19 protein-coding genes and 1 pseudogene are annotated in these 22599 nt (G+C 49.8%); 11 read left to right on the top strand and 9 right to left on the bottom strand.

Going from position 1 to position 22599, the window contains the following annotated elements; all coding sequences use genetic code 11:
• The first annotated feature begins 6 nt into the window (after positions 1-6).
• From tagH to KNO95_RS07590, 6 genes are all read left to right on the top strand, one after another.
• Positions 7-894 (top strand): teichoic acids export ABC transporter ATP-binding subunit TagH, encoded by an 888-nt coding sequence (gene tagH, locus KNO95_RS07615; protein WP_034770888.1) that lies wholly within the window; start codon positions 7-9, stop codon positions 892-894.
• Between the two features lie 49 nt (positions 895-943).
• Positions 944-2044 carry a non-hydrolyzing UDP-N-acetylglucosamine 2-epimerase gene (wecB, locus tag KNO95_RS07610; protein ID WP_026825286.1) on the top strand — a complete coding sequence of 367 codons (1101 nt, stop codon included), beginning with the start codon at positions 944-946 and terminating at the stop codon, positions 2042-2044.
• An 81-nt stretch (positions 2045-2125) separates the two neighbouring features.
• Positions 2126-2602, top strand: coding sequence for a hypothetical protein (locus tag KNO95_RS07605; protein ID WP_026825287.1), 477 nt, complete (start codon positions 2126-2128; stop codon positions 2600-2602).
• A gap of 37 nt (positions 2603-2639) precedes the next feature.
• Complete coding sequence (locus KNO95_RS07600) at positions 2640-4070, top strand: MBOAT family O-acyltransferase (protein WP_026825288.1); 1431 nt, start codon at positions 2640-2642, stop codon at positions 4068-4070.
• 12 nt (positions 4071-4082) lie between these two features.
• Complete coding sequence (locus tag KNO95_RS07595) at positions 4083-5303, top strand: DHHW family protein (protein ID WP_214878609.1); 1221 nt, start codon at positions 4083-4085, stop codon at positions 5301-5303.
• 34 nt (positions 5304-5337) lie between these two features.
• Positions 5338-6651: a glycosyltransferase gene (locus tag KNO95_RS07590; protein WP_026825290.1), complete on the top strand. Its 1314-nt coding sequence runs from the start codon at positions 5338-5340 to the stop codon at positions 6649-6651.
• A 37-nt stretch (positions 6652-6688) separates the two neighbouring features.
• Here the strand turns inward: KNO95_RS07590 and KNO95_RS07585 are convergent, their stop codons facing one another.
• Positions 6689-6982 (bottom strand): hypothetical protein, encoded by a 294-nt coding sequence (locus KNO95_RS07585; protein ID WP_026825291.1) that lies wholly within the window; start codon positions 6980-6982, stop codon positions 6689-6691.
• 184 nt (positions 6983-7166) lie between these two features.
• Here KNO95_RS07585 and KNO95_RS07580 point away from each other — a divergent pair, with 184 nt between their 5' ends.
• The 4 genes from KNO95_RS07580 (at position 7167) to KNO95_RS07565 (ending at position 11278) form a co-directional block, all read left to right on the top strand.
• Positions 7167-7661: a YdcF family protein gene (locus tag KNO95_RS07580; RefSeq protein WP_026825292.1), complete on the top strand. Its 495-nt coding sequence runs from the start codon at positions 7167-7169 to the stop codon at positions 7659-7661.
• A 118-nt stretch (positions 7662-7779) separates the two neighbouring features.
• The gene (locus KNO95_RS07575; protein ID WP_152538873.1) at positions 7780-9147 is read left to right on the top strand and encodes a TcaA 3rd/4th domain-containing protein; all 1368 of its coding nucleotides are present in this window, start codon (positions 7780-7782) and stop codon (positions 9145-9147) included.
• Between the two features lie 11 nt (positions 9148-9158).
• The gene (locus KNO95_RS07570) at positions 9159-9584 is read left to right on the top strand and encodes a zinc ribbon domain-containing protein (RefSeq protein ID WP_026825294.1); all 426 of its coding nucleotides are present in this window, start codon (positions 9159-9161) and stop codon (positions 9582-9584) included.
• A complete protein-coding gene (locus KNO95_RS07565) occupies positions 9581-11278 on the top strand; it encodes a zinc ribbon domain-containing protein (RefSeq protein WP_026825295.1) in 1698 nt (565 codons plus the stop codon). Before KNO95_RS07570 ends, KNO95_RS07565 begins: the two co-directional genes overlap by 4 nt.
• A 151-nt stretch (positions 11279-11429) precedes the next feature.
• Here KNO95_RS07565 and KNO95_RS07560 read toward each other — a convergent pair.
• The 6 genes and pseudogenes from KNO95_RS07560 to KNO95_RS07535 all read right to left on the bottom strand — a co-directional run.
• Positions 11430-12775: pseudogene (locus tag KNO95_RS07560) on the bottom strand (IS1182 family transposase); the annotation flags it as partial.
• Complete coding sequence (locus KNO95_RS07555) at positions 12744-13058, bottom strand: hypothetical protein (RefSeq protein ID WP_214878607.1); 315 nt, start codon at positions 13056-13058, stop codon at positions 12744-12746. The gene KNO95_RS07555 and the pseudogene KNO95_RS07560, both read right to left, overlap by 32 nt.
• A 48-nt stretch (positions 13059-13106) precedes the next feature.
• The gene (locus KNO95_RS07550) at positions 13107-13847 is read right to left on the bottom strand and encodes a zinc ribbon domain-containing protein (RefSeq protein ID WP_152538875.1); all 741 of its coding nucleotides are present in this window, start codon (positions 13845-13847) and stop codon (positions 13107-13109) included.
• A 113-nt stretch (positions 13848-13960) separates the two neighbouring features.
• A complete protein-coding gene (locus KNO95_RS07545; RefSeq protein WP_214878605.1) occupies positions 13961-15796 on the bottom strand; it encodes an acyltransferase family protein in 1836 nt (611 codons plus the stop codon).
• A gap of 154 nt (positions 15797-15950) precedes the next feature.
• Complete coding sequence (chrA, locus tag KNO95_RS07540; RefSeq protein ID WP_214878603.1) at positions 15951-17135, bottom strand: chromate efflux transporter; 1185 nt, start codon at positions 17133-17135, stop codon at positions 15951-15953.
• Between the two features lie 4 nt (positions 17136-17139).
• Positions 17140-17448 carry a PadR family transcriptional regulator gene (locus KNO95_RS07535; protein ID WP_214699754.1) on the bottom strand — a complete coding sequence of 103 codons (309 nt, stop codon included), beginning with the start codon at positions 17446-17448 and terminating at the stop codon, positions 17140-17142.
• Positions 17449-17650: 202 nt separating this feature from the next.
• Here KNO95_RS07535 and KNO95_RS07530 point away from each other — a divergent pair, with 202 nt between their 5' ends.
• Complete coding sequence (locus KNO95_RS07530; protein WP_353047586.1) at positions 17651-20335, top strand: HD domain-containing phosphohydrolase; 2685 nt, start codon at positions 17651-17653, stop codon at positions 20333-20335.
• A 41-nt stretch (positions 20336-20376) separates the two neighbouring features.
• Here KNO95_RS07530 and KNO95_RS07525 read toward each other — a convergent pair whose 3' ends face one another.
• Positions 20377-21477, bottom strand: a complete 1101-nt coding sequence (locus tag KNO95_RS07525; RefSeq protein ID WP_214703323.1) for an ABC transporter permease — start codon at positions 21475-21477, stop codon at positions 20377-20379.
• Positions 21464-22597, bottom strand: coding sequence for an ABC transporter permease (locus KNO95_RS07520; RefSeq protein ID WP_214703324.1), 1134 nt, complete (start codon positions 22595-22597; stop codon positions 21464-21466). The genes KNO95_RS07525 and KNO95_RS07520 overlap by 14 nt, the downstream gene beginning before the upstream one ends.
• Between the last annotated feature and the right edge of the window lie 2 nt (positions 22598-22599).

The following is a 22599-nucleotide window of genomic DNA, read 5'->3' as shown; positions in this document are numbered from 1 at the left end:
GACCTTATGTACCAGGTTAAATTTGAAAACGTATCGAAACGATATACGCTCTATAACAAGCCATCTGATAAGCTGAAGGAGATTTTCTTCAGTAAAGCAAGTGGCAAACAGTTTTACGCACTTCGCAATGTCACGTTTGAAGTCCCTCCTGGAGAAGTGGTCGGGATCATCGGCATTAACGGGTCAGGCAAGTCGACGATGTCGAACTTGCTAGCTGATGTGATGCCACCGACCCACGGGAAAATCGAACTTCATGGAAAGACAGCGCTGATTGCCATTTCTTCAGGATTGAACGGCAACTTGACGGGGCTCGAGAACATCGAGCTCAAAGGGTTGATGCTCGGGATGACGAAACAAGAGATTATCGATTTGACACCGGCCATCATTGAATTCGCCGATATCGGTGACTTTATCAGTCAACCGGTCAAAACGTATTCGAGTGGGATGAAGTCCCGCCTTGGATTCGCCATCTCAATCAATGTCGACCCGGACATTCTCGTCATCGATGAGGCGCTCTCAGTCGGGGACCAAACGTTCACCGACAAGTGCCTCGCCAAGATGAATGAGTTTAAAGATCAAGGGAAGACCATCTTCTTCATCAGTCACTCGGTCTCACAAGTCCGCCAATTCTGTACGCTCGGCCTCTGGCTCGAGTTCGGAGAAGTGCGCGAGTATGGACCGGTCAATGAAGTCGTTGGGGAATACAACAAGTTTTTGAAATGGTTCCGCAACTTGTCAAAAGAACAGCAGGATTCGTTCAAAGCCGACAAGCTCAAACGTCGTACGACGGTCGTCGATGCGACGGAGCTCGGGGAGACGTATATCTTGCCACCTTTGACAGAAGAACAACTACAAACACGTCATTCGTCGGTCGCTGTATCGAGCGAAGCGTGAGCAATTGGGAGGAGGAAGCACGGTGAAGTCAGACCGTGCGAAACGACCTATGAAAAAAGTCATGACCGTCTTTGGGACGCGACCAGAAGCCATCAAAATGGCACCACTCGTACTTGAGTTGAAAAAACGTGAAGGGGTAGAACCGATTGTCGTCGTGACAGCACAGCACCGTCAAATGCTTGACCAAGTGCTCGAGCTGTTCGAAATCAAACCGGACTACGACCTTGACATCATGAAAGACAAGCAGACGCTTTACGATGTCACGTCACGTGTATTGAAAGGGATGGGCGAAGTCATCGCTGAAACGAAGCCAGACATCGTCTTAGTCCATGGGGACACGACGACGACATTCGCGGCGTCACTTGCAGCCTTCTACAACCAAGTCGCAGTCGGTCACGTTGAGGCTGGCCTGCGCACACACAACAAATATTCACCATTCCCGGAAGAGATGAACCGCCAATTGACGGGTGTCATGGCTGACCTTCATTTCGCACCGACGGATACGTCGCGTGACAACCTCCTTCGTGAAGGCAAAAATGAAGAGATGATCTTCGTCACAGGTAATACGGCGATCGATGCACTCAAGACGACAGTACGCGATGACTATGCGAGCGAACTGCTCGACAGCATCCGTTCGCAAGGTCGTCGTCTCGTCATGCTGACGGCACACCGTCGTGAAAACTTGGGCGAGCCGATGCGCAACATGTTCCGCGCGGTACGTCGTTTAATCGAAAAATATGACGATATCGAAGTCGTGTATCCCGTGCATATGAACCCGGTCGTCCGTGAACTCGCCAACGAGATCCTTCACGATGTCGAACGTGTCCACTTGATCGAACCACTCGACGTCTTCGACTTCCATAACTACGCGGCGACGTCGCACTTGATCTTGACAGATTCAGGTGGTGTACAAGAAGAAGCACCATCTCTCGGTGTCCCTGTCCTCGTTCTTCGTGACACGACAGAACGCCCAGAAGGTGTGGCGGCAGGAACGCTCAAACTCGCAGGGATTGAAGAAGAGAATATCTTCTCACTTGCGGACGAGCTCTTGTCGGACGAAGCGGCATACAAAGCGATGTCACAAGCATCAAACCCTTACGGTGATGGTGAGGCGTCACGTCGAATCGTCGATGCTATCCTTGCCAACTAAATGAAAGCGAATAGAGTTGTTTTGTGCCCAGCACAGCAACTCTTTTCTATATCATCATTCTAATGATTCGGAGGTGCTTGTATGTCAACGAAACGAATTCGTCCGGCGATTTATCATTACTATCCACGCGGGACGCAAAAAAATCATTTAACGATGCGTGAAGAAGAGTACAAGACAGAAGTCACATTTTTACCACAAGCGTTATCGGACTCCATTTACGTCCAATTGTTTGATTTAAAGTTTGAGATTCCACCGTCTAAAATCTTTTTAGCAGACGCTAAAATGGATGAAGGCGAAGAAATGGAAGTGCAGACATCGGTTTATGTCGAAGGCGATCGCACCGTTCGATTTGAACTATATGTGATGCAGTATTCAGACGAAGAGCGTCTTTCAAACAAACGCTTTTCACTCACATTGAATCCGGGGAATAATCCGATTGAAGAAGTCGTAAAACAGATGGAAGGGTCCAAGTATTTCAAGATGTCGTACAAATACATCGTCGAGACGCTCGAACCGACCACAGTACGCTTCGATGACCTCTATGTAACGTTCCGCTGAACGTAGCAAGTCTTAAGGGAGAAAGGGACCATTCGGTATGTTATTTAGTTCCACGGTATTTCTATTTTATTTCTTGCCGGTCGTACTATTGCTTTACTTCGTATCACCACGCTGGCTGAAGAATACAATCTTACTCATTTCGAGTTTATTCTTCTATGCATGGGGAGAACCACGATTCGTCCTCATCATGCTCGCATCGATCGTCATGAACTATGCGTTCGGCTTCATGGTCGACAAGTATCGTGAAGATGCGAAGAAGATCAAATGGACGATGACGCTCATGCTTCTCGGTAACCTCGGGATGCTCGGTGTCTTCAAATATGCGAGCTTCTTCGTCGAGAACGTCAACTCGGTATTCGGCTTCTCGCTGAATGACCCGGACATTCCACTTCCGCTTGGAATCTCGTTCTTCACGTTCCAAGCGATGAGTTACGTCATCGACGTATATCGGAACGATGGACGCTTACAGAAGAACTTGTTTGATTTGGCGCTCTATGTATCGTTCTTCCCGCAGTTGATTGCCGGACCGATCGTTCGTTATCAAACGGTCGCCGATGAGATCGTGGATCGCCGTGAGACGGTCGATGACTTCGTCTCTGGGATCCAACGTTTCGTCATCGGTTTAGGGAAGAAGATGATTTTGGCGAACAGTTGTGGGTATGTGGCGGACCAAGTGTTCAGTCAATCGGCCGGGGACCTGTCGACGACACTCGCCTGGATCGGAATCATCGCCTACTCGCTCCAAATTTATTTTGATTTCTCAGGTTATTCGGATATGGCCATCGGTCTCGGACGGATGTTTGGGTTCCATTTCCTTGAGAACTTCAATTATCCGTACATTTCAAAATCGGTGTCTGAATTTTGGCGTCGTTGGCACATCTCGCTCGGAAGCTGGTTCCGAGACTACGTGTATATTCCACTCGGCGGGAATCGCCAAGGACCATGGAAGACGTATCGCAACTTGACGATCGTCTGGTTATTGACCGGCGTATGGCACGGGGCGAGTTGGACATTCATCGCTTGGGGTCTCTACTATGGGGTCTTCATCATGTTCGAACGGGCATTTCTTGGGAAATGGATCGCAGCATGGCCGGCGTGGCTCGCTCATGCGTTCACGTTGTTCGTCGTCGTCATCGGTTGGGTATTCTTCCGCGCCGATAACTTCACGTACGCAATTGATTATCTTCAAGTTATGTTCGGCTTACATGGCGGTGAAGTGTTCGATCAAACGGCATACTTCTATCTCGTTCAATACGGAACGGCCCTTCTGTTGGCGACGGTCGCAGCGACACCGCTTCCGAAAATGCTCGTCGCTCATTTCTTGCGCCACGAGGTAGATTCGGAACGTCCGGTTCTTGCCGCGAGCGCAGGTCTTGCTCGAGCAGCTTATATCTTGCTCATTTTCGGCATTTCGATTTCATATGTCGTCTCGAGTACATTCAATCCGTTTATTTATTTCCGGTTCTAAGGAGGGCTGACAATGGAACAACAAACCAAAAGCGATCAAGTCCGTTCGAAAGGGCGGCGCCTCTCTTGGATGGTCAACAGTATCCTCTTGCTCGGCTTCCTTGGCACCATCTTTTATGGACTGGTCGTCTATGCCTTCGGTAACGAGCAGGAACGCTCGGCCACCGAGGGACGCATGTTGGCCCAACGCCCGGAAGCTTCTGTCGACACCGTCTTAGATGGGTCGTACATGGAAGAGTTCGAGGCAGCGGCGAACGACCAGGTGTTTGAGCGAAACCTGTGGATCGAGACACAGGCGTGGGTTCAACTGAACGTGTTGCAACAACAGATGAATAACGGCGTCATCAGTATCGATGGATTCTTATACGGTCCGGATGCGAACGAAAGTCAGTATTCTTCGCTCGGTGTATTCTTCAAAGAATTCAAAAAAGAGATGGACGATGCCGGCATCCCATCTTACTTCGCCTCGGCACCAAGTAAGCCGGTCTATGCGACACGACAAAACATCTTCCCGGCTTATATCGAGTCGGCGGATGCGGAAAATCGTGACGAGTTACACGAACGGATCGAAGAGAACGGCATCCCGCTAATCGATTTAGAGGATACACTCGGTGACAAACCGGGTGAGGATATCTATTTCAAAACCGATCACCATTGGCGAGCAGAAGGAGCATTCCTCGCATACGGCCAAATCATGGACCGTCTAGGCGAACAGTTCCCGGGCGCACCGGTGTTGACAGCAGAAGATATGGACGTGAAGACGGTTGACGGGACGTTCTACGGCTCACATGCCCGGGAAATCTCGATGCCGTACGTCGAATCGGCGGACACGTTCACGTATCTCGAACCGAAAGACGGATTCACGACGACGGTCTGTCGAAACGGTGACGACTGTGGACACGGTGTCCTCGACAAGGACGTCTTAAAAAACACAGACGACTTCACGAACTACTACAACTTGTTCATGGGTGACAACTATGCCCTTGCAAAAATCACGCAGGACAATCCGAAAAATGACGATCATCTCCTCGTACTGAAAGACTCTTATGCGAACCCGATGCTCGGCTATCTCGGCGAGTCGTTCGGAACGGTATCGGCACTCGATGTCCGCTATTTTGATGACTACGATGTCAGCATTGCGGAATATGCGGAAGAGAACGATGTCGACGCGGTTCTGTTCTTACACAACGACCGAATCACAGGGCTCGGTTCGATGTATCAAGAAGGTCTATGATTGAACCGACCTTTAGAAAAGGCAGGTGCTCGTAGTGAACATATTACTTCCAGTCTTCTTTCACTCCGCGATGGGTGGGCTTCATCGGCACATCTTATCATCTGTGAAAGTGCTCATCCGAGAGGGGCATGAGGTGACCGTCGTCTGTAAGCCAGGTCCTTTTGCCGAAGAGATAGAGGCGCTCGGCGGTCAGGTCATCCGAACAGACTATTCCAACGAGGACATCAAACGTGTGATTGATGAGGTGCGGACACAACCGTTCGATGTCGTGTATGCGCATCCTTTCGATTCGCGTCAACTCGGTATCGCGGTGGCAGAGGCGAACGCCATCCCGTTCGTTCTCGTCATTCATGGCATGTATGTGGATGAGATCGAGCAGTACCATTCTAGCGTCACACGCGTGGTCGCTGTCTCGGAACAAATCGCGACCCATCTTACCGACCATTGTCCCGCAGTCGAATCGAAACTCATCGTCATTCCGAACGGGGTCGATGCCGCGTTCATTTCGATGGAGGCGCGACCTTCGTCAGAGCGTGTCACGGGCTTATTCACCTCGCGGCTAGATGCCGACAAATTGTTTATCCTTGATGTGTTTCTTGACGCGTTGGAAGACGAGCGAGTTCAGCGTTTACCAATCGACTGGCTCATCGTCGGAGACGGGACGCAACGAGAAAAGTATGCATCTCGCTATGAGGAAGCGCTTGAAGGGACTGACCAGACAATCAAATGGCTCGGTTGGTTAGACCAAAGCGACCTCCCTGATGCGATGCATCGCGCCGATTTCGTTATCGGCCCAGGGCGTTCTGCGCTCGAAGGGATGGCGGTCGGCAAACCGACCATTGCCGTCGGGAGCAAAAGCTATCAAGGTCTGGTCACGCCTTCGACGTGGACAGATATCGCGAGCACGAACTTTGGCGGTATCGGGACGAAGTACGACGGATACACCTCGGGACAAATCGGGGATTCGATTCTCGAATTGATGGATGAGGCAACGAGACGGGACCTTGCTCGGTTCTCGTCCGCGCTCGTCGATGAACATTTCCGGGATGAACAGTCGCAACAACGTCTTCTCGATGTGCTCGAGCAAGTGGTGAAAGAGGGCACGTCAGAGATGGATCTAATCGAGCGCTATCCATTCATTCGTTACGATCAACTTCATGCTCGTCGCTCGAATCGGATCTGTACATGGAAGTTGACAGATCGGGAGCAACGACTTGAAGCGATGCGTGATGAATTGGAGGCGACCAAGCAAAAGCTTGAACAACTTCGGTCGACGAACGAGGAACAGTCTTCTGAAATCAACAGGCTACGAATAAAACTTCAACGATGGTCAGATGAGAGTAAATAAAAAATAGCGGAGCCAGCAAGTGGCTCCGCTATTTTAGTTAATGGGTCGTGAAGCGAGCCGGTCCAATCGAAGAGACAAGACGTGTCGCGGCACGTAAGCAATCAAGCTGTCTCGTATAGACACTGCTCACGTCGGCAAATGCAGAGGGGAGATGACCTGAATCGAGGGGACCTTGTCGCATGTAAGGCGATTCTCCAGCGCCAAGCGGCATCGGATGAATCACGAACTTATAGTGAGACGGGTCGAGCTCGATGACTTCAATCTCTGCAAACAGTCGTGCGTCGCGTGTATACGAGAAGCGGGTGGATAACCATTTATCTGAATCTGTCATGGGTCACCAGTCCTCCCTCAAGAAGTCTTACCTCTCTCATCATAAAACAATTTTTGGTTATTTGGAATGGCGATTTCATATTAATGACAAAATAATTACTTTAATTTGTAAAAGGGCGGATTCGTGCATTCGAGTCTGTCTTTGAGTATGGTTAGAAGAGAATGCTTAAGTAAGAGGTGACAACATGAGAAAGAACGCGATAGGGACATATCGGTTCGTCATCATTCTAGGTGCGAAAGTGAATGGGACAAGACCGTCCCGAGCCCTCCAACATCGGATTGACGTGGCCGCTGCGTATGCGAAGGCACATCCCCACGTGGAATTGATAGCGACAGGTGGACAAGGACCGGACGAAGGGATGGCAGAGGCGCTCGTAATCGAACGGGAACTGATAGCAAAAGGGGTTGACCCGGCTAGGATCTGTATCGAAACCACATCCACTTCGACAGTTGAGAACTTTGAGCACACTCGTCCATTTTGGGAGGGAGAAGCGGGCGTGACGATCGTGACGAATGATTTTCATGTCCCACGTGCTCGTCTCATTGCCAAGCTCTATTTCCAGCTCGAGAGCGATGCCCTTTATGCACCGACTCCGCCACTGGCAAAAGGGAGATATATAATCCGTGAAGGACTGGCGTATGTGAAGTTACTTGGTCGTTATGTATTCAATCGAACATGAACGAGGAAAGGGTGGATGATTCCACTCTTTTTTCATTTACTTTTATTGTAAATAAGAACCGAAATATTTATATAAAATATGGTAAAATAATTCTTATTATGCTATAGAGAGGTGAGTTATGGACTGTCCTAATTGTTCAAAAGAATTGAGTGCCACACAACAGTTCTGCCCAAATTGCGGCACGAAAGTGGAACCAGTTGCTTCAATGGAAGCAACGAAACCGACATCACCCGTTGAATCGAAGGCACCACCTTCCAAAAAACGAGTCGGAAAAGGGTTAATGGTAACGGCATTATCTTTGCTATTGATCGCAGGTGCGACGTATTTTGGATTTTATCAATTCATGTATACCCCAGAAAAACAAATCGAACAGATTCGCACCGCTGTCACGAGTGAAGATGCAAAAGCCCTCGCCCCATTATTGCGATTGAAAGAAGGAAAAGTGACGGAGGCACAGGCGGCGGTCTTATTGACAGGGTTGAGCCAAGCCGAATTGACAGAAGCGACAGTGGGTTATCTAGATCGTGCCAGTCGTTCCATCGGAGCATCGAATGAGGGTCTTCCGCTTCGTTTACGGGAGATTGGCAAAACGTATGGAGTGTTCAAGCGATATGGTCTTGAGTTGATTCCTCAGACGATGTATGTATCGAGTAACTTTGATGCCATCACGGTCTCTTTACCAGACCCGTATGGGAAAGAAAAACTGGAGTCTGAAGGAGACCAAGTCGTTATTCGTGATGCTTTTCCTGGAATGGTCGAAGTATCTGTGAAATACGATGGGCAATATGGTGAGGATCAAGCAGTTAAAACATTCAACAGTCTTGAATCATCGAACCAAGACGAGCCGTTCATGGTCGCGTTCGAAGGACTTAGTGTCGAATTGGACCAAACGTACAATGATGCACCGTTGTTTGTGAATGGAGAAGACTCAGGTAAGACGGTCGGAGAATGGAAGACGTACGGACCGGTGCCGAAACAAGGGGTTTCTTTGAGCACGTACATTGAGATGCCATGGGGGATGGTCGAGTCTAAACAAGTACTTGCCAAACCTGGTGGCAAACCGGTCAAATTTGAACCGAAAGTCGATGCAGACACGATTGCCTTCACCGAGAATATCATTACTCGCCACGCCGAGGAGTGGGTGAATTTCATGTATTACGAGGACTTGAGTGCATTGACGGTTGTGACGGATGAAACATACTTGGCCAAACAAAGAAAAACATACGACATCATGCAGGCGGAAAACCAAGAATGGTACGGCTCATTCGATGGAGTCGAAGTCATCAACCAAAAAACGAAGCTCACAAAGTGGAATAAGAAAATGGCGATTGAAACGGAAGCGGTCGTTGGCATCAACAGTCAATTCATGACGGATGGTGAAGAGGATGCGCCGCAACGCTTGGTCAAATCGAGATTTCGCTATGTCATTACCGAGCCGTTTGACGACGGGACATATCATATCGTGGAAGCGACATACTTAGAATAGGAGAGATGAACATGACGATGTGGCAACAACAGTCAGCACTATTAGATGCTGCGGAGAGTATTAAGGACTTACAGGCGCGCATGGAAAAATCAAAGAAGGCTCGGGGGCAATTGCTTCTTGAGCTCGGGCAACAGCAGTATCGTCAGTTGATGCAGCAAGGACGTGCGGAAGAAGTAGCTCAGATTATGGAACAGGACGTGCTCATCTACGAGGCAAGTCGTCGCATCCGAGACATGCAGGAAGCACTAAAACCACACCGATGCACATCGTGTGATGCTCCGCTTGAAAAGGACGCGAAATTCTGTGGATCGTGTGGCACGCCGGTCCCTCAACCGGATGTCCGTCCGAAACAAGCATGTAATGCCTGCGGTTCCCCACAACCACTTGATGCCTCGTACTGTGCATGCTGTGGAGGGAAGATGGAGGTGACCGCATGAGGTACTGTCACCAATGTGGTCATGCGAATGAAGACCACAATCAATATTGTGAGCGGGATGGTGTCCAACTGGAAGTAACAGATACGACCTATCGTTTCGATGTATCAACCGGTCAATTTTGCACGAGTTGCGGCACTGCCCGAGCATCACATGAACTGTATTGTCATGCCTGCGGGCAAACGGCATTAGAACCAGCGACGAGTGTCAATCGTGTGGAGGAGTCACTTCGCACAGTCGCCGCGACCGGAACACAAGTGATGTCGCAGTTGAGAAGAGTGGCCGGAAAACGAGACGGCGCAACGAAACTTTCATTTTCAACCGAATCGTTCCGCTCGTTACGTATGAATCAGACGGATGTTGTCCGTGGGTCACTCTTTGGTATTGGATTTTTACTCATTCTCCTGTTGATTGCAGGAAGTTTGGTCGCGATGCTACCGGCAGAGACCATTCCATCGCTTGCGGATGAACTCGAGATTAACATCTCTTCATTTAATGCGACGATGTTCCTCGCTTTTCTCATCGGGGCGAAAGTGTATTGGTCTGTCACGACAGAACAAGTGAATCAATTTATCGCAAGTCTCGGTGCAGGCATCGGAGATTTCTTGAGAATCGAAGGATCTGTGGATGCCCAGTTCGGGAACTATTTTATGATGTATGGCGGAATATTCCTCATGATTACCATTGTGTTTTTCTTGATTCGACATACATCGACCATGAGTGATGTGCTCAGTCGGATGGCAGGATTCATTGTGACGGTGCTCGTTGGATATGGGTTGGTTTATGCATTTGCTTTTCATCCGCCGCTATTCGAGGTGGCGTGGTTTAAAACGATTAGTTCAACATTTTTGATGCTTCTCTTCACACTTGGATTGGCCTATTTGATTACGATGCCGTTTCAGGGAGAGTGGAAGATTGCACAACAAGGCGTTCGTGCTTTGTTAACGGTCACGCTCGTATCCACATTTGTCGGAATCGGTTACTTTGGATTCCAGCTCAGTAAAATTGACGAAGGTGAGCGTCTTGAGTTTGTCGATAGTGAAGAAATGTTGTATTTGACCGGACAAGCCGCAAGCATGAACTGGCAAACGATTGGGCATGGGGGAGAACAGTCTTTAATGCTCCAGTCCCCATTAGGTTCCTATGAAATTGGGATGTCTCTGTTTGGGGATACGGCCCCACAAAAAATCACGAATTCGATTGAGACGGTAAGCGAAGGATTTGGTGGGGTAGAAGACGTCTTGTGGCAATCGTTTTCAAACGATGAGGGACCGGTGAATTCAATTGGTAAATCTGCTGATATGTTGACTGTCTCACCAATGATTTTTGGCACGTTGACAGAGATGTATGAGGCAGAACTCGCAAATGATGACGCACGCTATGATGCATTGTATCAAGAAGGTGTCTTTTCGTGGTTACTGATTTTGTTAGTCTTGAACATTGTGATTTATGCCATGTTTGCGAAGGGACATATCCATTCTTGGAAATCAGGGATTTGGTTCATCGCTCCGGCTATAATTGGTTTTATTGTCTGGCAGTGGTTCTTGAAGAACGGCATGTTCGTTGAATTGAGCGACATCCCGATTCTTGGTGTTGCCACGGACGGATTGAGTATCGCGGGAACGTTCATCGCGCTCGTCTTAATCACGATTGGAGCACTCCTCGGTTGGGGAATGAAAAAACTGAACATTCATTAAAAAAACAAGCACGGACAGTTTCATGTCCGTGCTTCAGCTTGTTGACGAACCAGGTCGCATCTTGCGACCTGGTTCGTCCTTTTTTGTGGTTCCCGGTTTCTTGAGGCGTTCTGCCCCAAAAAATTGAATAAATGCTATGTAGACTGTCCTTTCTGGCCAACAGGTTGGCCAGTTTCTTCATGTTTTGTGCGGTGGCTGCCACCAGATTGGCGCGCTGGACCTTCTTGATTCCCCTGTAAAACGTGAAGCGGAGCCCGTGGAGCTCCTTCCCGTCGGCGAACGAGCGCTCGACCGTCTGTGGACGGAGCCGATAGAGGTATTGTCCGGAAACCGAGAGGCGATTCGCGTTCAACGCTTCGCGGTAGGGTTCATCGATGTGTCGGGTGATGTCGCGACGGTGTGACTTGCTGGATGTACATTTCGAAAGGAGCGGGCAGTTCCGGCAGACGGCGGGGTCTGAGACGTAGTGATGGTAGCCGTGTCGGTCCGTCGTCTGGTAGGTGAGGCGCTGACGCGCCGGACAGATGTACACATCCTCTTCCGGGACGTAGGTGTACCGTGACTTGCGGAACATCCCCTTCTTCCCGCCGAAGCGCCGGCGGGCGATGACGGCGAATATGCCGCGTTCGGTCAGCGCCTTCGCGATCTCGGTCGTGTAATACCCGGCATCTAGCGCGACCGCCTCGAGCGGGAAGTCGAAGCGATCGAGGATATGGGTGATTCGGTCGAGGTAGACCGTGCTGTCGGAGACGTTACCGGGCGTGACGTGGACGTCGACGATGAAGTTGTGCTTGGCATCGACCGTCCGATGCGAAAGCCAGAAAAAGCCTTCCGGCTTCTGGTCACGATACATGTATCCCGATTCCGGGTCGGTCCGGCTCACTTTGACAAGCCGACGCTCTTTCCCGGCCCCTTTGGGCTTCAGTGCTTTTTTCCGCGCTCGGCACGCTCCTCGTTCACCCTCGGAAGGAGCTCCTCCTCGATTTCGCCGACGACCCGCTCGACCTCGACCTTGTCGAACTTCCTCTTGTTCGCGTTCGCCCGGATGTGCGTCGAGTCCGTGATCAGGATCCGACCGGAGATGAAGCCGAGCGCATCAGCCTGCCGCACGATATCCTCGAAGATTTCCTGGAACACGTCGTTGTCGTGAAAACGACGCCGGTAGGCCTGGCTGATCGTCGAATGGTCGGGCACCTTCTCGTCGATGCCGAGACCGAGGAACCAACGATAGGCGAGGTTCGTCTGAACCTCCTTCACGGTCTGACGCACGGAACGGATGTTGAACAGCGGCCCGAGGAGAATGATCTTGATGATGATTTCGGGATCGATGCCGGGCGTCCCGGTGTTCGAATAGAGCGGGGCGCAGAGGCGGTGGACGATCGAGAAGTCGATGTGGCGGTCAAGTTTTCGGACGAGATGATCCTGCGGGACCAGCTGGTCCAACGTGGTCTTCGTCTGGATCGCTTCATGTCGTTTCTCGGGATGGGCGCGGTACATATCGGATTCCTCCTTTTGATGACGGGTGGGCTCGGCGTTTACCGTCCCTTTCCCCTTTTGGACCGATTCGAAGTATGTACCGGGCTTTTTCTTCGGCCGTCGAGGCCTCAGAAAAAGACAAACGGCCGCCAGATGACGACCGTTTGCGTTGCTCGCCCGACGGCGCCCCGACTCCTGCAGGAAAGCAATCCAACGGAGACCCAGCAGCGACCCAAGTCGCGATGCGGCTCCGGGATTGCCTGCGGAAAGCGTGGGCGCCGGAAAGGCGAGCGATATTATTCATGTTAGTCAACAGCCTGAAGCACGGACAGTTTCATGTCCGTGCTTGTTTTTAGTACTCTTCTTCACGGGATAACTCTTTGGAACCTAGGTTTTTCACAATCTTCATTTTCCCGTCCTCATATCGGACCGCATACGTCGTTTCAAACGTCGCTCTCACACTAGAGTCATCTTTGATGATGCGATACTCTTCATTGGTGGTGACCGTCGCAGTTTCATCATCTTCGATGGAGTCGCGGTTCTCTCCGTTTACTTTGATCGAGATGACCTCCGTATTTAGTTGGTCCTCCTCGATTCCTTTGGCGAAGAGCGTGTTGTTCAAGTAATCGAGTGTTTGTGCTTGGAACGTCGACCCCTCAGCAAGAAATGATTCTACTTCGGATGTGTCTTTTGAATAGGTCGCACTTGTGAATGCATCAATAAAAGAATACATGAATAGGTCGACATCTCCATAAGAAATAGGGTCATAAAACACGCCGGTTTCTGTATCCGTATCCGGTAAGGAGGCTTCTTCCTCGACTTCAGGTGCCGCTTCGGACTCTTCTTCCTCCGTCGAAGCGGAAAATGATTGTTGTACGTCTTTAGCCGTTGTTGCTTCCTTCGACGTGAGAGGCTCATTCCACTCCGACCAGATCCACACACCGACTCCAATCAATACGACTAGTGCGATTGGTATTCCCCATTTCCAAAGAGAAGGGCGGCCGGATGTTGCGGCCTCTATTTTTGTTCCGCATTGCGAACAGTGAGATTGTCCCCGTTTTAGCGTCGCACCGCATGCTGTACATTTATTCATTCAAATCACTCTTTCCATTTTTTAGTATTATTTTACCTCTTTTACGATGGTTCTGAAACGAGAGATTATGTATTTGAGTCAATCAAAAACTAGGCCCTTGCACCCGCAAGAGCCTAGTTGGATTGACAGCCGATTTTTTCGTTCAGCACGTGACCGAACGCCTCGGCCCCTTTAATATTCAAGTGGACCCCGTCACTTTCGAAATAAGCTTCTTTTCCGATTGACTTCTGATGCCAATCGATGAGGGCAACATTATCATGAAGTTCACTTGCCCGGGCAAGTTTTTCGTTAACCTCGCTCTCCCATGGACGAGGGACGCGTGTGTTGATCAAATAGATTTCATCTGCTCGCTCGAACTGCTTGAGCAGTGTGTCGAGCTGCTCCATTTTGAACGCGCCGTTCGTCCCGAGGTGAAGGAACACAACATGACCAGGGGCGTTATACGATTGATACTCGGACGCGAGCGGAATCGCATCTCGAACTTGTCGTCCGATTTCAGCGTCGATTTTCATGTTCGGGAAGGCATCTGCCAAATATTCGTTCAACCCGAGCATGACCGAGTCGCCAATCGCGAGGGCCGGTGGACATGTCCGTTCGTCCGGTGCTTCAGGTGACGGCTTGTTCTCTTCTGTTGGTTCATCTTCTGACGGTACTTCTTTCGCGTCTTCGGATTCCGGTTCTTTTGGAACGTCCGGGGTCTCGTCTTTTGGCATCGGCACTTTCACGACCGGAATCTCATCTTGAGCCGGTTTTGATTCAGAGAACGCCAAAATAGTCAGATTTCCGACGAGGACAAGCGAGAGCGCGGTCGCACAGGCTGTGGCAGCGAAGCGAGCACTCGGATGCGTCGGTGTCGATACGAGTTGACGGAACGAAGCGATGAATCCATTCCGGCGAATCGGTGTTTCGATGAAGCGGTACGATAATTCGGCAATCAAGAGTGTGAGTGCGATTTGCCCAGCCGCGAGTAGTGGCGAAAACGTTCCGAGTCGCTCCAGTGGTGTGGACAAGATGATGACCGGATAGTGCCATAAGTAAATTCCATACGTCCGCGTACCGATGATACGAAGCCAAGCGCTTCCAAATAACCGTGACCAGATCGTCGCCGGATGAGCGACAGCGGCAATCAAAAGGGCGGATAAGAACGCGACAAGTAAGAATCCACCATAATAGAGGAACGTGTCGTAGGCGTTTACGTTGACGATGATCCCGATGATTGCGATCAATGAGATTGCACCGACTACGTTTAAAATGTGCCGTCCGATGTTCGGAATCACTTCTTTAAATGTATTCGGTCTCCAACCGAATGCGAGAATGGCTCCCATGAGAAGACCGAATAACCGTGTGTCTGTCCCGTAGTAGACGCGGCTCGGGTCTGCGTCCGGTACATAGCGGAACGCCATCCAGGCAGCGGAGACGAATAGAAGCGCGGCAAGCAGTTGAAGCAACCGTTTTCGGAATGTGAGGCCGACGAGTAATAGTAACGGCCAGACCGCATAAAACTGTTCTTCTATTGAAAGAGACCATAAATTTTGGAGCGGTGACGGCTTACCGAAGCTCTCGAAGTACGAGACTTCATGGAAGATATACCACCAGTTATTCACATAAGCGAGCGCGGCCAGTGAATCTTGTCGCACGGTATCGAGTAAGGAACGGTCAAAGAGCGTGACATACGTCATCACGAGCGACAGCATCAAAATGAGTGCCGGCAACAGACGGCGAAAACGTGCGATGTAAAACTTTTTTAAGTCAATCGTGCCGGTCTTCGTCCATTCACGAATCAAGATACCGGTGATCAAATAACCGGATAGGACGAAGAAGACATCGACACCGAGGAATCCCCCGGATATGTAAGGTACATTTAAATGATATAAAATCACAGCCAGAACGGCGAACGTGCGCAAGCCGTCGAGACCAGGCATATACGTTGTATGTTTGAGTGGTTTCATGCCCCCACTTCCTTTCTAGTTTAAAGCGGACATTTCCCTTTTTTTAGAATCCATTCTTCAGTATAACGAGTGGGGGAGAGGGAATGGTTTCAAAAGATTAACAATCAAGTAACGTCATATCCATTGAAAAAAGGGACACAAGGTCCCTTTGTCACTACATCATGTTAATCAACGTTCCACCAAGCACCCCGGCAATCACGAGAGCCCACGGTGGTAACTTCCAATAGGCAATCATCACGAACAAGAAGGCGGCAAAGACGAAGTCGATCGTATCGTTGACGGTACTCGTGAAAATCGGGCTGTAAAACGCCGCAATCAAGATTCCGACTACTGCCGCATTGACCCCGATGAGGGCGCCGGCGACTTTCGGGTTGTGACGAAGCGCGTCCCAGAACGGGAGTGCCCCAAGGATGAGCAAGAATGCCGGCAGGAAAATGGCGAACGTCGCGAGGATTCCACCCGGTACGCCGTTAATTACCGTTCCTAGATAAGAAGCGAACGTGAAGAGCGGTCCAGGGACGGCTTGAGCTGCACCGTATCCCGCTAGAAAGGCTTCTTCACTGAGGAAGCCAGCTGGGACAAGTTCACGTTCGAGTAATGGCAAGACGACGTGACCGCCACCGAAGACGAGAGCTCCGGCCCGGTAAAAACTGTCAAACAAGGCGATGGTCTGATTCTCGAACGTCTCCCGTAAAATCGGCAAGATGACGAGAAGTGCTCCGAATACCGACAATAAAATGGCCCCGAGTCGTTTCGAGATCGGGAACATACTCGATTTTGCGTCGAGACGGTCCGGCTTGAATAAAAGGAATCCTGCAAGTGCCGCGAGGAGAATGAACAGCACCTGACTGAATGTCGTCTGCCAAAGCAAAACACCGGCTAGGGCAAAAAAAGCGATTGTCCGTGTCTTCGTATCTGGTGTCAATTTGCTCGCCATTCCTAAGATGGCGTGGGCGACAATCGCGACGGCGACGATTTTCAAGCCGTATAGCCATCCTGCATCGGAGACGTCTAGTCCCGACAACAGTAAGGCGAACAGCATGAGGACGATCACCGACGGGGTCGTGAATCCGATGAACGAGGTGATTCCACCTAAAATACCCCCACGGACGATCCCAATTCCAATTCCGACTTGTGAACTCGCCGGTCCCGGTAAAAATTGACACAAAGCGACGAGGTCGGCATATGCTTTCTCGTCCATCCATTTCCGTCTTCTTACGTACTCCTCATGGAAATAACCGAGGTGGGCGACCGGGCCACCGAACGAGGTCAGGCCGAGCCGAGTCGAAACGAATAAAATTTCTAGTATCGTTTTGAACGTCACACGTTGTGTCGTCATATCTTCACTCCTTGATTTCTTTGAATAACTCGTATGCTTTTTGACGGGCTTCTTGTAATACGGAGAGCCCTTTTTCTGTCGTCATGTAATTTTTGCGGACGTGTCCATCGACCGTCTCAATTTCACGAATCAAGAGTCCCTCTTTCTCCATCCCGTGTAAAATCGGATAGAGCGTACCGGCACTAATCTCATATCCATGTTCGCGTAGTTCATCGACCATCCATGCCCCGTATACGGGATGTTCCGCGGCGTGGTGCAAAATATGGATATGGATGAATCCGAGAAATAACTTCCGTAGGACGCGGTCTTCCATACGTATCAACTCCTTGTTATCGAAATTCGATATCGGTTTTCGAAATCAGTCTATCAAACGTGTTAGAGAGAGGCAAGGGAACGACGTGCAGTTTACAAAAAATTAAAAATGGATAGTTGGGAATGACTTCGTGAAAAATAGGGAAAGTATCACAAATGAGATAAACTAAGGGAGAGATTTTAATTGCTGAGGAGGAAGTGACGTGACAAAACCTATTCATTCTTCATACGATACATTGTTGCGCCATATGCCCCAAGGCTATGTCGAGTTTAAAGTGATTTACGACAATGCTTCGGAACCGACTGACTATGAGTTCTTTGAAGTGAATCCTGCCTTTGAGAAGATTATGAAAGCAAAACGGAAACACTTTATCGGAAAAAAAGTGTCTAGCGCCCTAAAAGACTTTGAATATAGCGAACGTGAATGGATGATTCAAGTGGCACATGTCGTTAGCGAAGGTGGAACGGTGACGTTTGAACATTTCTCTCGACGAAATAAATCATGGTTCGAAATGTCCGTATTTAGTGAACGTGAAGGCTTTGTGTCCGTCATGTTTCATGATATCACGCCCCACGTCCAGGAAAACAATGCGCTCAAGCAACTTGTGAACGTGTCCCATCGGTTCGTCTCGACTGGTAGTGATTTATTGATGAATCAACAATTTCTCGACCAGATTCGCGATTTCACAGGTGCGAAAGCGGTCGCGCTCAATTTGATTGAGAAAGATGGAGTGTCGTACACAACGGTCGCCTTATCGGGTATGGATGAAATGTTAGAGAGAAGTCTCGATGTACTCGGTTTCCACCCGGTCGGGAAGAAGTGGCCGATGACCGAGAAACGGCGAGAACTGTTCAATCGTCCAAATCCGCTTGTATTTGATGGAATCGATCCGTTGATTGACGGTGCGCTTCCAAAACGCCTCGTCAAAAACTTGCTTCGGATTTTCTCGCTCGGAGAGGTCGTTCTATTCAAAATTGAAAAAGATGGAGTTCTATATGGTGACTTGACGATTGTGATGCAAGAAGGAAAAGTGGCGAACCGCCTAGGACTTGTCGAATTGTATCTCGTCCATGTCCTAGAACAGTTAGTAAAAGCGGATCATCAAGTGGGTGAGACGAAAAAGTCGATGTTCGATGGGTTCGCCACTCTCGACTTGGAATGCATCATGGCATTCAATACGCGACAAGCACTCCATTTAAATGACTCATGGGAGCGAGTTTTAGGATATTCGCTTGATGAGTTGGAGAACATCGAATTTCTTAGTCTGATTCATCCGGACGATGACGTCATCACGGATGCTGCGTTTGCGGAACTGGAGGAACGGGGAGAGTTGTTCCGTTTTGTCAATCGCTTCCGGACGATTGATGACACGTATCGTTCCATTGAGTGGCACTGCAAACTTCAAGGGGATTATATTTATGCGGTCGCTAAAGACGTGACGGATCGGGTTCAGTTAGAAGAAAAATTAGCCGAACGAGATCGTCTGTTGACGGAGCTATCCAATCAAGTCCCGGGTGCCATCTATCAGTTCGAGTTGTTGCCTGATGGTAGTTTCAACTTCCCGTTTTTCAGCAAAGGATTTGAAGATATGATAGGGATTTCGGCAGATGCGGTACGGGCAGATGCGAGTCTAGTGTTTCGACGAATGCATCCGGATGATTATCCGAATGTCATGCAATCAATCGATGAATCTTACCGTAATTTGACAATCTGGGATGCAGAGTTTCGTGTGTTGACCGAGGATGGTCGGTCGATTTGGATTTTAGGGTCATCCCGGCCGGAGAAAATTGCAGACGGGCATGTGTTGTGGCACGGCTATATCGGGGATGTCACGGAGAAGAAAACATACGAGAAAGAGATTGAATACCTCAGTTATCACGATCAGTTGACGGGTATCAAAAACCGACGTTACTTTGAAGAGGCGTTGGAGCGTTATGATGATGAGCAGTACTATCCACTCTCCCTCATCGTCATCGATATTAATGGGTTAAAGCTCACGAATGATGCGTTTGGGCACTTAGTCGGCGACCAGTTACTTGTCGAAGCAGCGAACATTTTACGTAATGAACTGCGATCAAAAGATGAAGTGGCACGTGTAGGTGGTGACGAATTTGTCGTCATCTCTCCAAATACGACGCTCGATGAGGCGAAACAACTGTCGGACCGTCTCGATCGTCTCTTCCTCGACAAGACTGTGGAAGGGTTACCAATCTCCGCCTCATTCGGTGAAGCGGTCAAACACGATATGAGTATCGAATTGACCGAGGTGTTTAACTTAGCAGAAGATCGGATGTACCACCATAAGGTTTCTGAAAAGCAGAGTCGACGCCACCATTCCATTCAGATTATCATGCGAACATTATACGAGAAGATTCCACGGGAGGAGGCACATTCTCAACGTGTCGCCAATTTAGCGGGACAACTCGCCGAGGCGATGGGGTTCACGAGTGCCGAGGTGAATGAGATTCGAACGGCCGCCATTTTGCATGACATCGGGAAAGTGGCGATCAGCAACGATATTTTGGACAAATCAGGTGCGTTGACCGAATCCGAGTGGCATGAAATCAAACGTCATCCCGAGATCAGTTACAACATTTTAAGTACAGTACCTGAATACATCGCCTTGTCTGAAATCGTTTTGGCGCACCATGAACGATGGGACGGGGAGGGGTACCCGAAAGGATTGAGTGAATATGAAATCCCGCTCGCTTCCCGCATCATCTCCATCGCTGATACATTCGATGTGATGGTGACAGGCCGACCTTACCGGCAAGCGAAGACGATTGATGAGGCGCTCGCTGTCATCCTTGAAGAGGCGGGCAAGCAGTTTGACCCTTCACTCGTCGATGTCTTCTTTGAAAAAGTCGTTCCGACGCTCCAACAATAAAGCAAAGCGAGGTCTCCAGATGAATAGGAGACCTCGCTTTTTTAGATGGTGAGTGGTCGTTTTTTCAACACAAGGATGGTGAACAGGAAAACAAGTCCGGTCATACCAATCATGACGAGGATGGAGAGGAAGGGGAACTGCCCCTCGTACATCGTGATGACGCCGTTGTTCAACCAATACGTCGGTAAGAAACGACCGACCAGCTTCAATGAATCCGGTAGCCACAAAAGGCTAATAAATGCCCCGCCGGTGATGGCGGATGCCATCGTGACGGAGATTTGAAAGATATTCGCCTTCTCCCGATTCGTCGCAAATACAGCGATGAGACCACCGAACGCCAGACAGACGAGCAGATAGGATGCGAACAATGCGAATATGGTCGGGAGATGCGTCCATACGTCCTGGCCATATAGGGCGAGACTCACACCAATCAACAGCATCACATAGACGAAGCCGACGAGATAAAAGGCGAGGAGAAGGGATGCGAAATAGCCCCGAGGTGTCACAGGTGTAGCGAACAAACGCGCATAAATCTTCTCGTCCCGGTCGTCTGCGACAAACATCGGGATGAATTGGAGAAATGTTGACATCATGATGAATGACAACAGACCGAAAAAGGCTTGGGTACGGGCGGTCGTGGCGACACTGTCTTGGAATGGTTCATTCGAGAGTGTGTAGCCGTTCGTCGTTTCTTGTGACGCAAGTTGTTCGAACGTGGTTTCATCATACTCACTCGCTTCAAGCAGTTGACGTTCGCGCGACAAGTGACCGTTCAAAGCCTGTTCAATCAAAGATGCGTCACTCCCGGCAATCGCGGAGAAGGAAAGCCGGGGCATATCGCCAGCGAAGGCACGTTCTGTAAAGTTCTCAGGGATGAGGAGGACGATGTCTTCCCCCTCTAACAGAACGTCCTCTTCATTCGTTTCAAGCAAGGTGACTCGACCGAACCGTTCGGCTTCCTCGATCAGACGCTCGGCAAGGATTCCGCCGTCTTGGTCGACGACACCGATGGATGCGTTCAGGCTTGACGTTCCCCCGACAAAGGACAAGATGAGTGCGAAACCGAACATTGACACGAATGTGAATACCCATAGTCCTTTCTTCCTTAGCATTCGTTTGGCTACGTGTCTAATGAGCACCATGACGTTTCACCCCTTTCGAGAGAATATAGCTGACCGCAATCAAGACGAGTAAATGAATTCCGAGCAGTCCGAGGCTCTGCCAGTACATACTCATGTCACCTTCGCGAAGTAGTACGGGCAGCATCCCGTCCCGCATAAAGATCGGCATGAACACATAAGCGGTCCACGGTGCATAGTTCAGCGTCACCTGATCAAAGCCGGGGACGTAGCCGCCTGATAAGATCATGATGATGGCGACGAAGCCGTTGACGATCGCATCTTTCGTCGTCGTGCTCAACTTCGGAAGGTTGACGATGACAAATCCAATGGTGACCCCGTATGCGGTCAACCCAAACCAGGAGAGGATCAAATATCCGAATTGAACGTTTTCTAAATCAAAGGTCCGATAGACGAAATGACTGAACCAAAACAGGAGGATGAGTTGTAGCAAAATGATGACATAGCGGCTGAACGTCCGCGCGAGCCGATATTGAACTGTGCGGACAGGTGCCGCCTGAATGCGTAAATAACTTCCGGTGTTTGGCTGTTCTTCTCGTGCCATCGCCGTGATATAGAACGATCCGAATAGAGCCGTCATGATGGAGATGGTGACGGTGAAATATTCAAGCGAGGTCGGGGTGCGTCCAGCTAAGTCGACACTCTCCGTATCAAGCCACGTTTCATTCTCGTACGGGGCCGATACACCTGCTTCTGCAAGCGTAATCTGTTGATTGGCAATTGCCGTATATTGCCCGAGGATGGCATCTAAGACGTCGAACTCAACAGTCGTCGGTTCTTCATAAAAGAGCGTGATGTCCCTCCTGTCGAGCTGTAAGATGACATCTGCATCCCCGTCGTTCACGCCACGTTCGGCAGACTTGATGTCTTCGTATGGGACGAGACGGATGAACGCCTGAATATCCTCTTCGTTTAAAAAGTTCTCGAGCGGCTCGCGGTACTGATCGGTCGACGATTCGACGTAGGCGACATTCGTGACCGGCAATTTGAACGTGTCACTGAAGACGGCCGAGAGCATCGTCCCGAGGCCGAAGATGAGAATGAGTGGGAAGATGAGCATCCAAAAGATCGTGGTGCGGTCCCTTAGTCGCTGTTTCACATCGTATTTGATGAAAGTCCACATGA

It is taken from the genome of Exiguobacterium sp. ERU653 (assembly GCF_018617775.1).
GTDB lineage: Bacteria > Bacillota > Bacilli > Exiguobacteriales > Exiguobacteriaceae > Exiguobacterium > Exiguobacterium marinum.
Note: the sequence above shows the minus strand (reverse complement) of the source record. Positions and strands in the feature narration are given on the sequence as shown.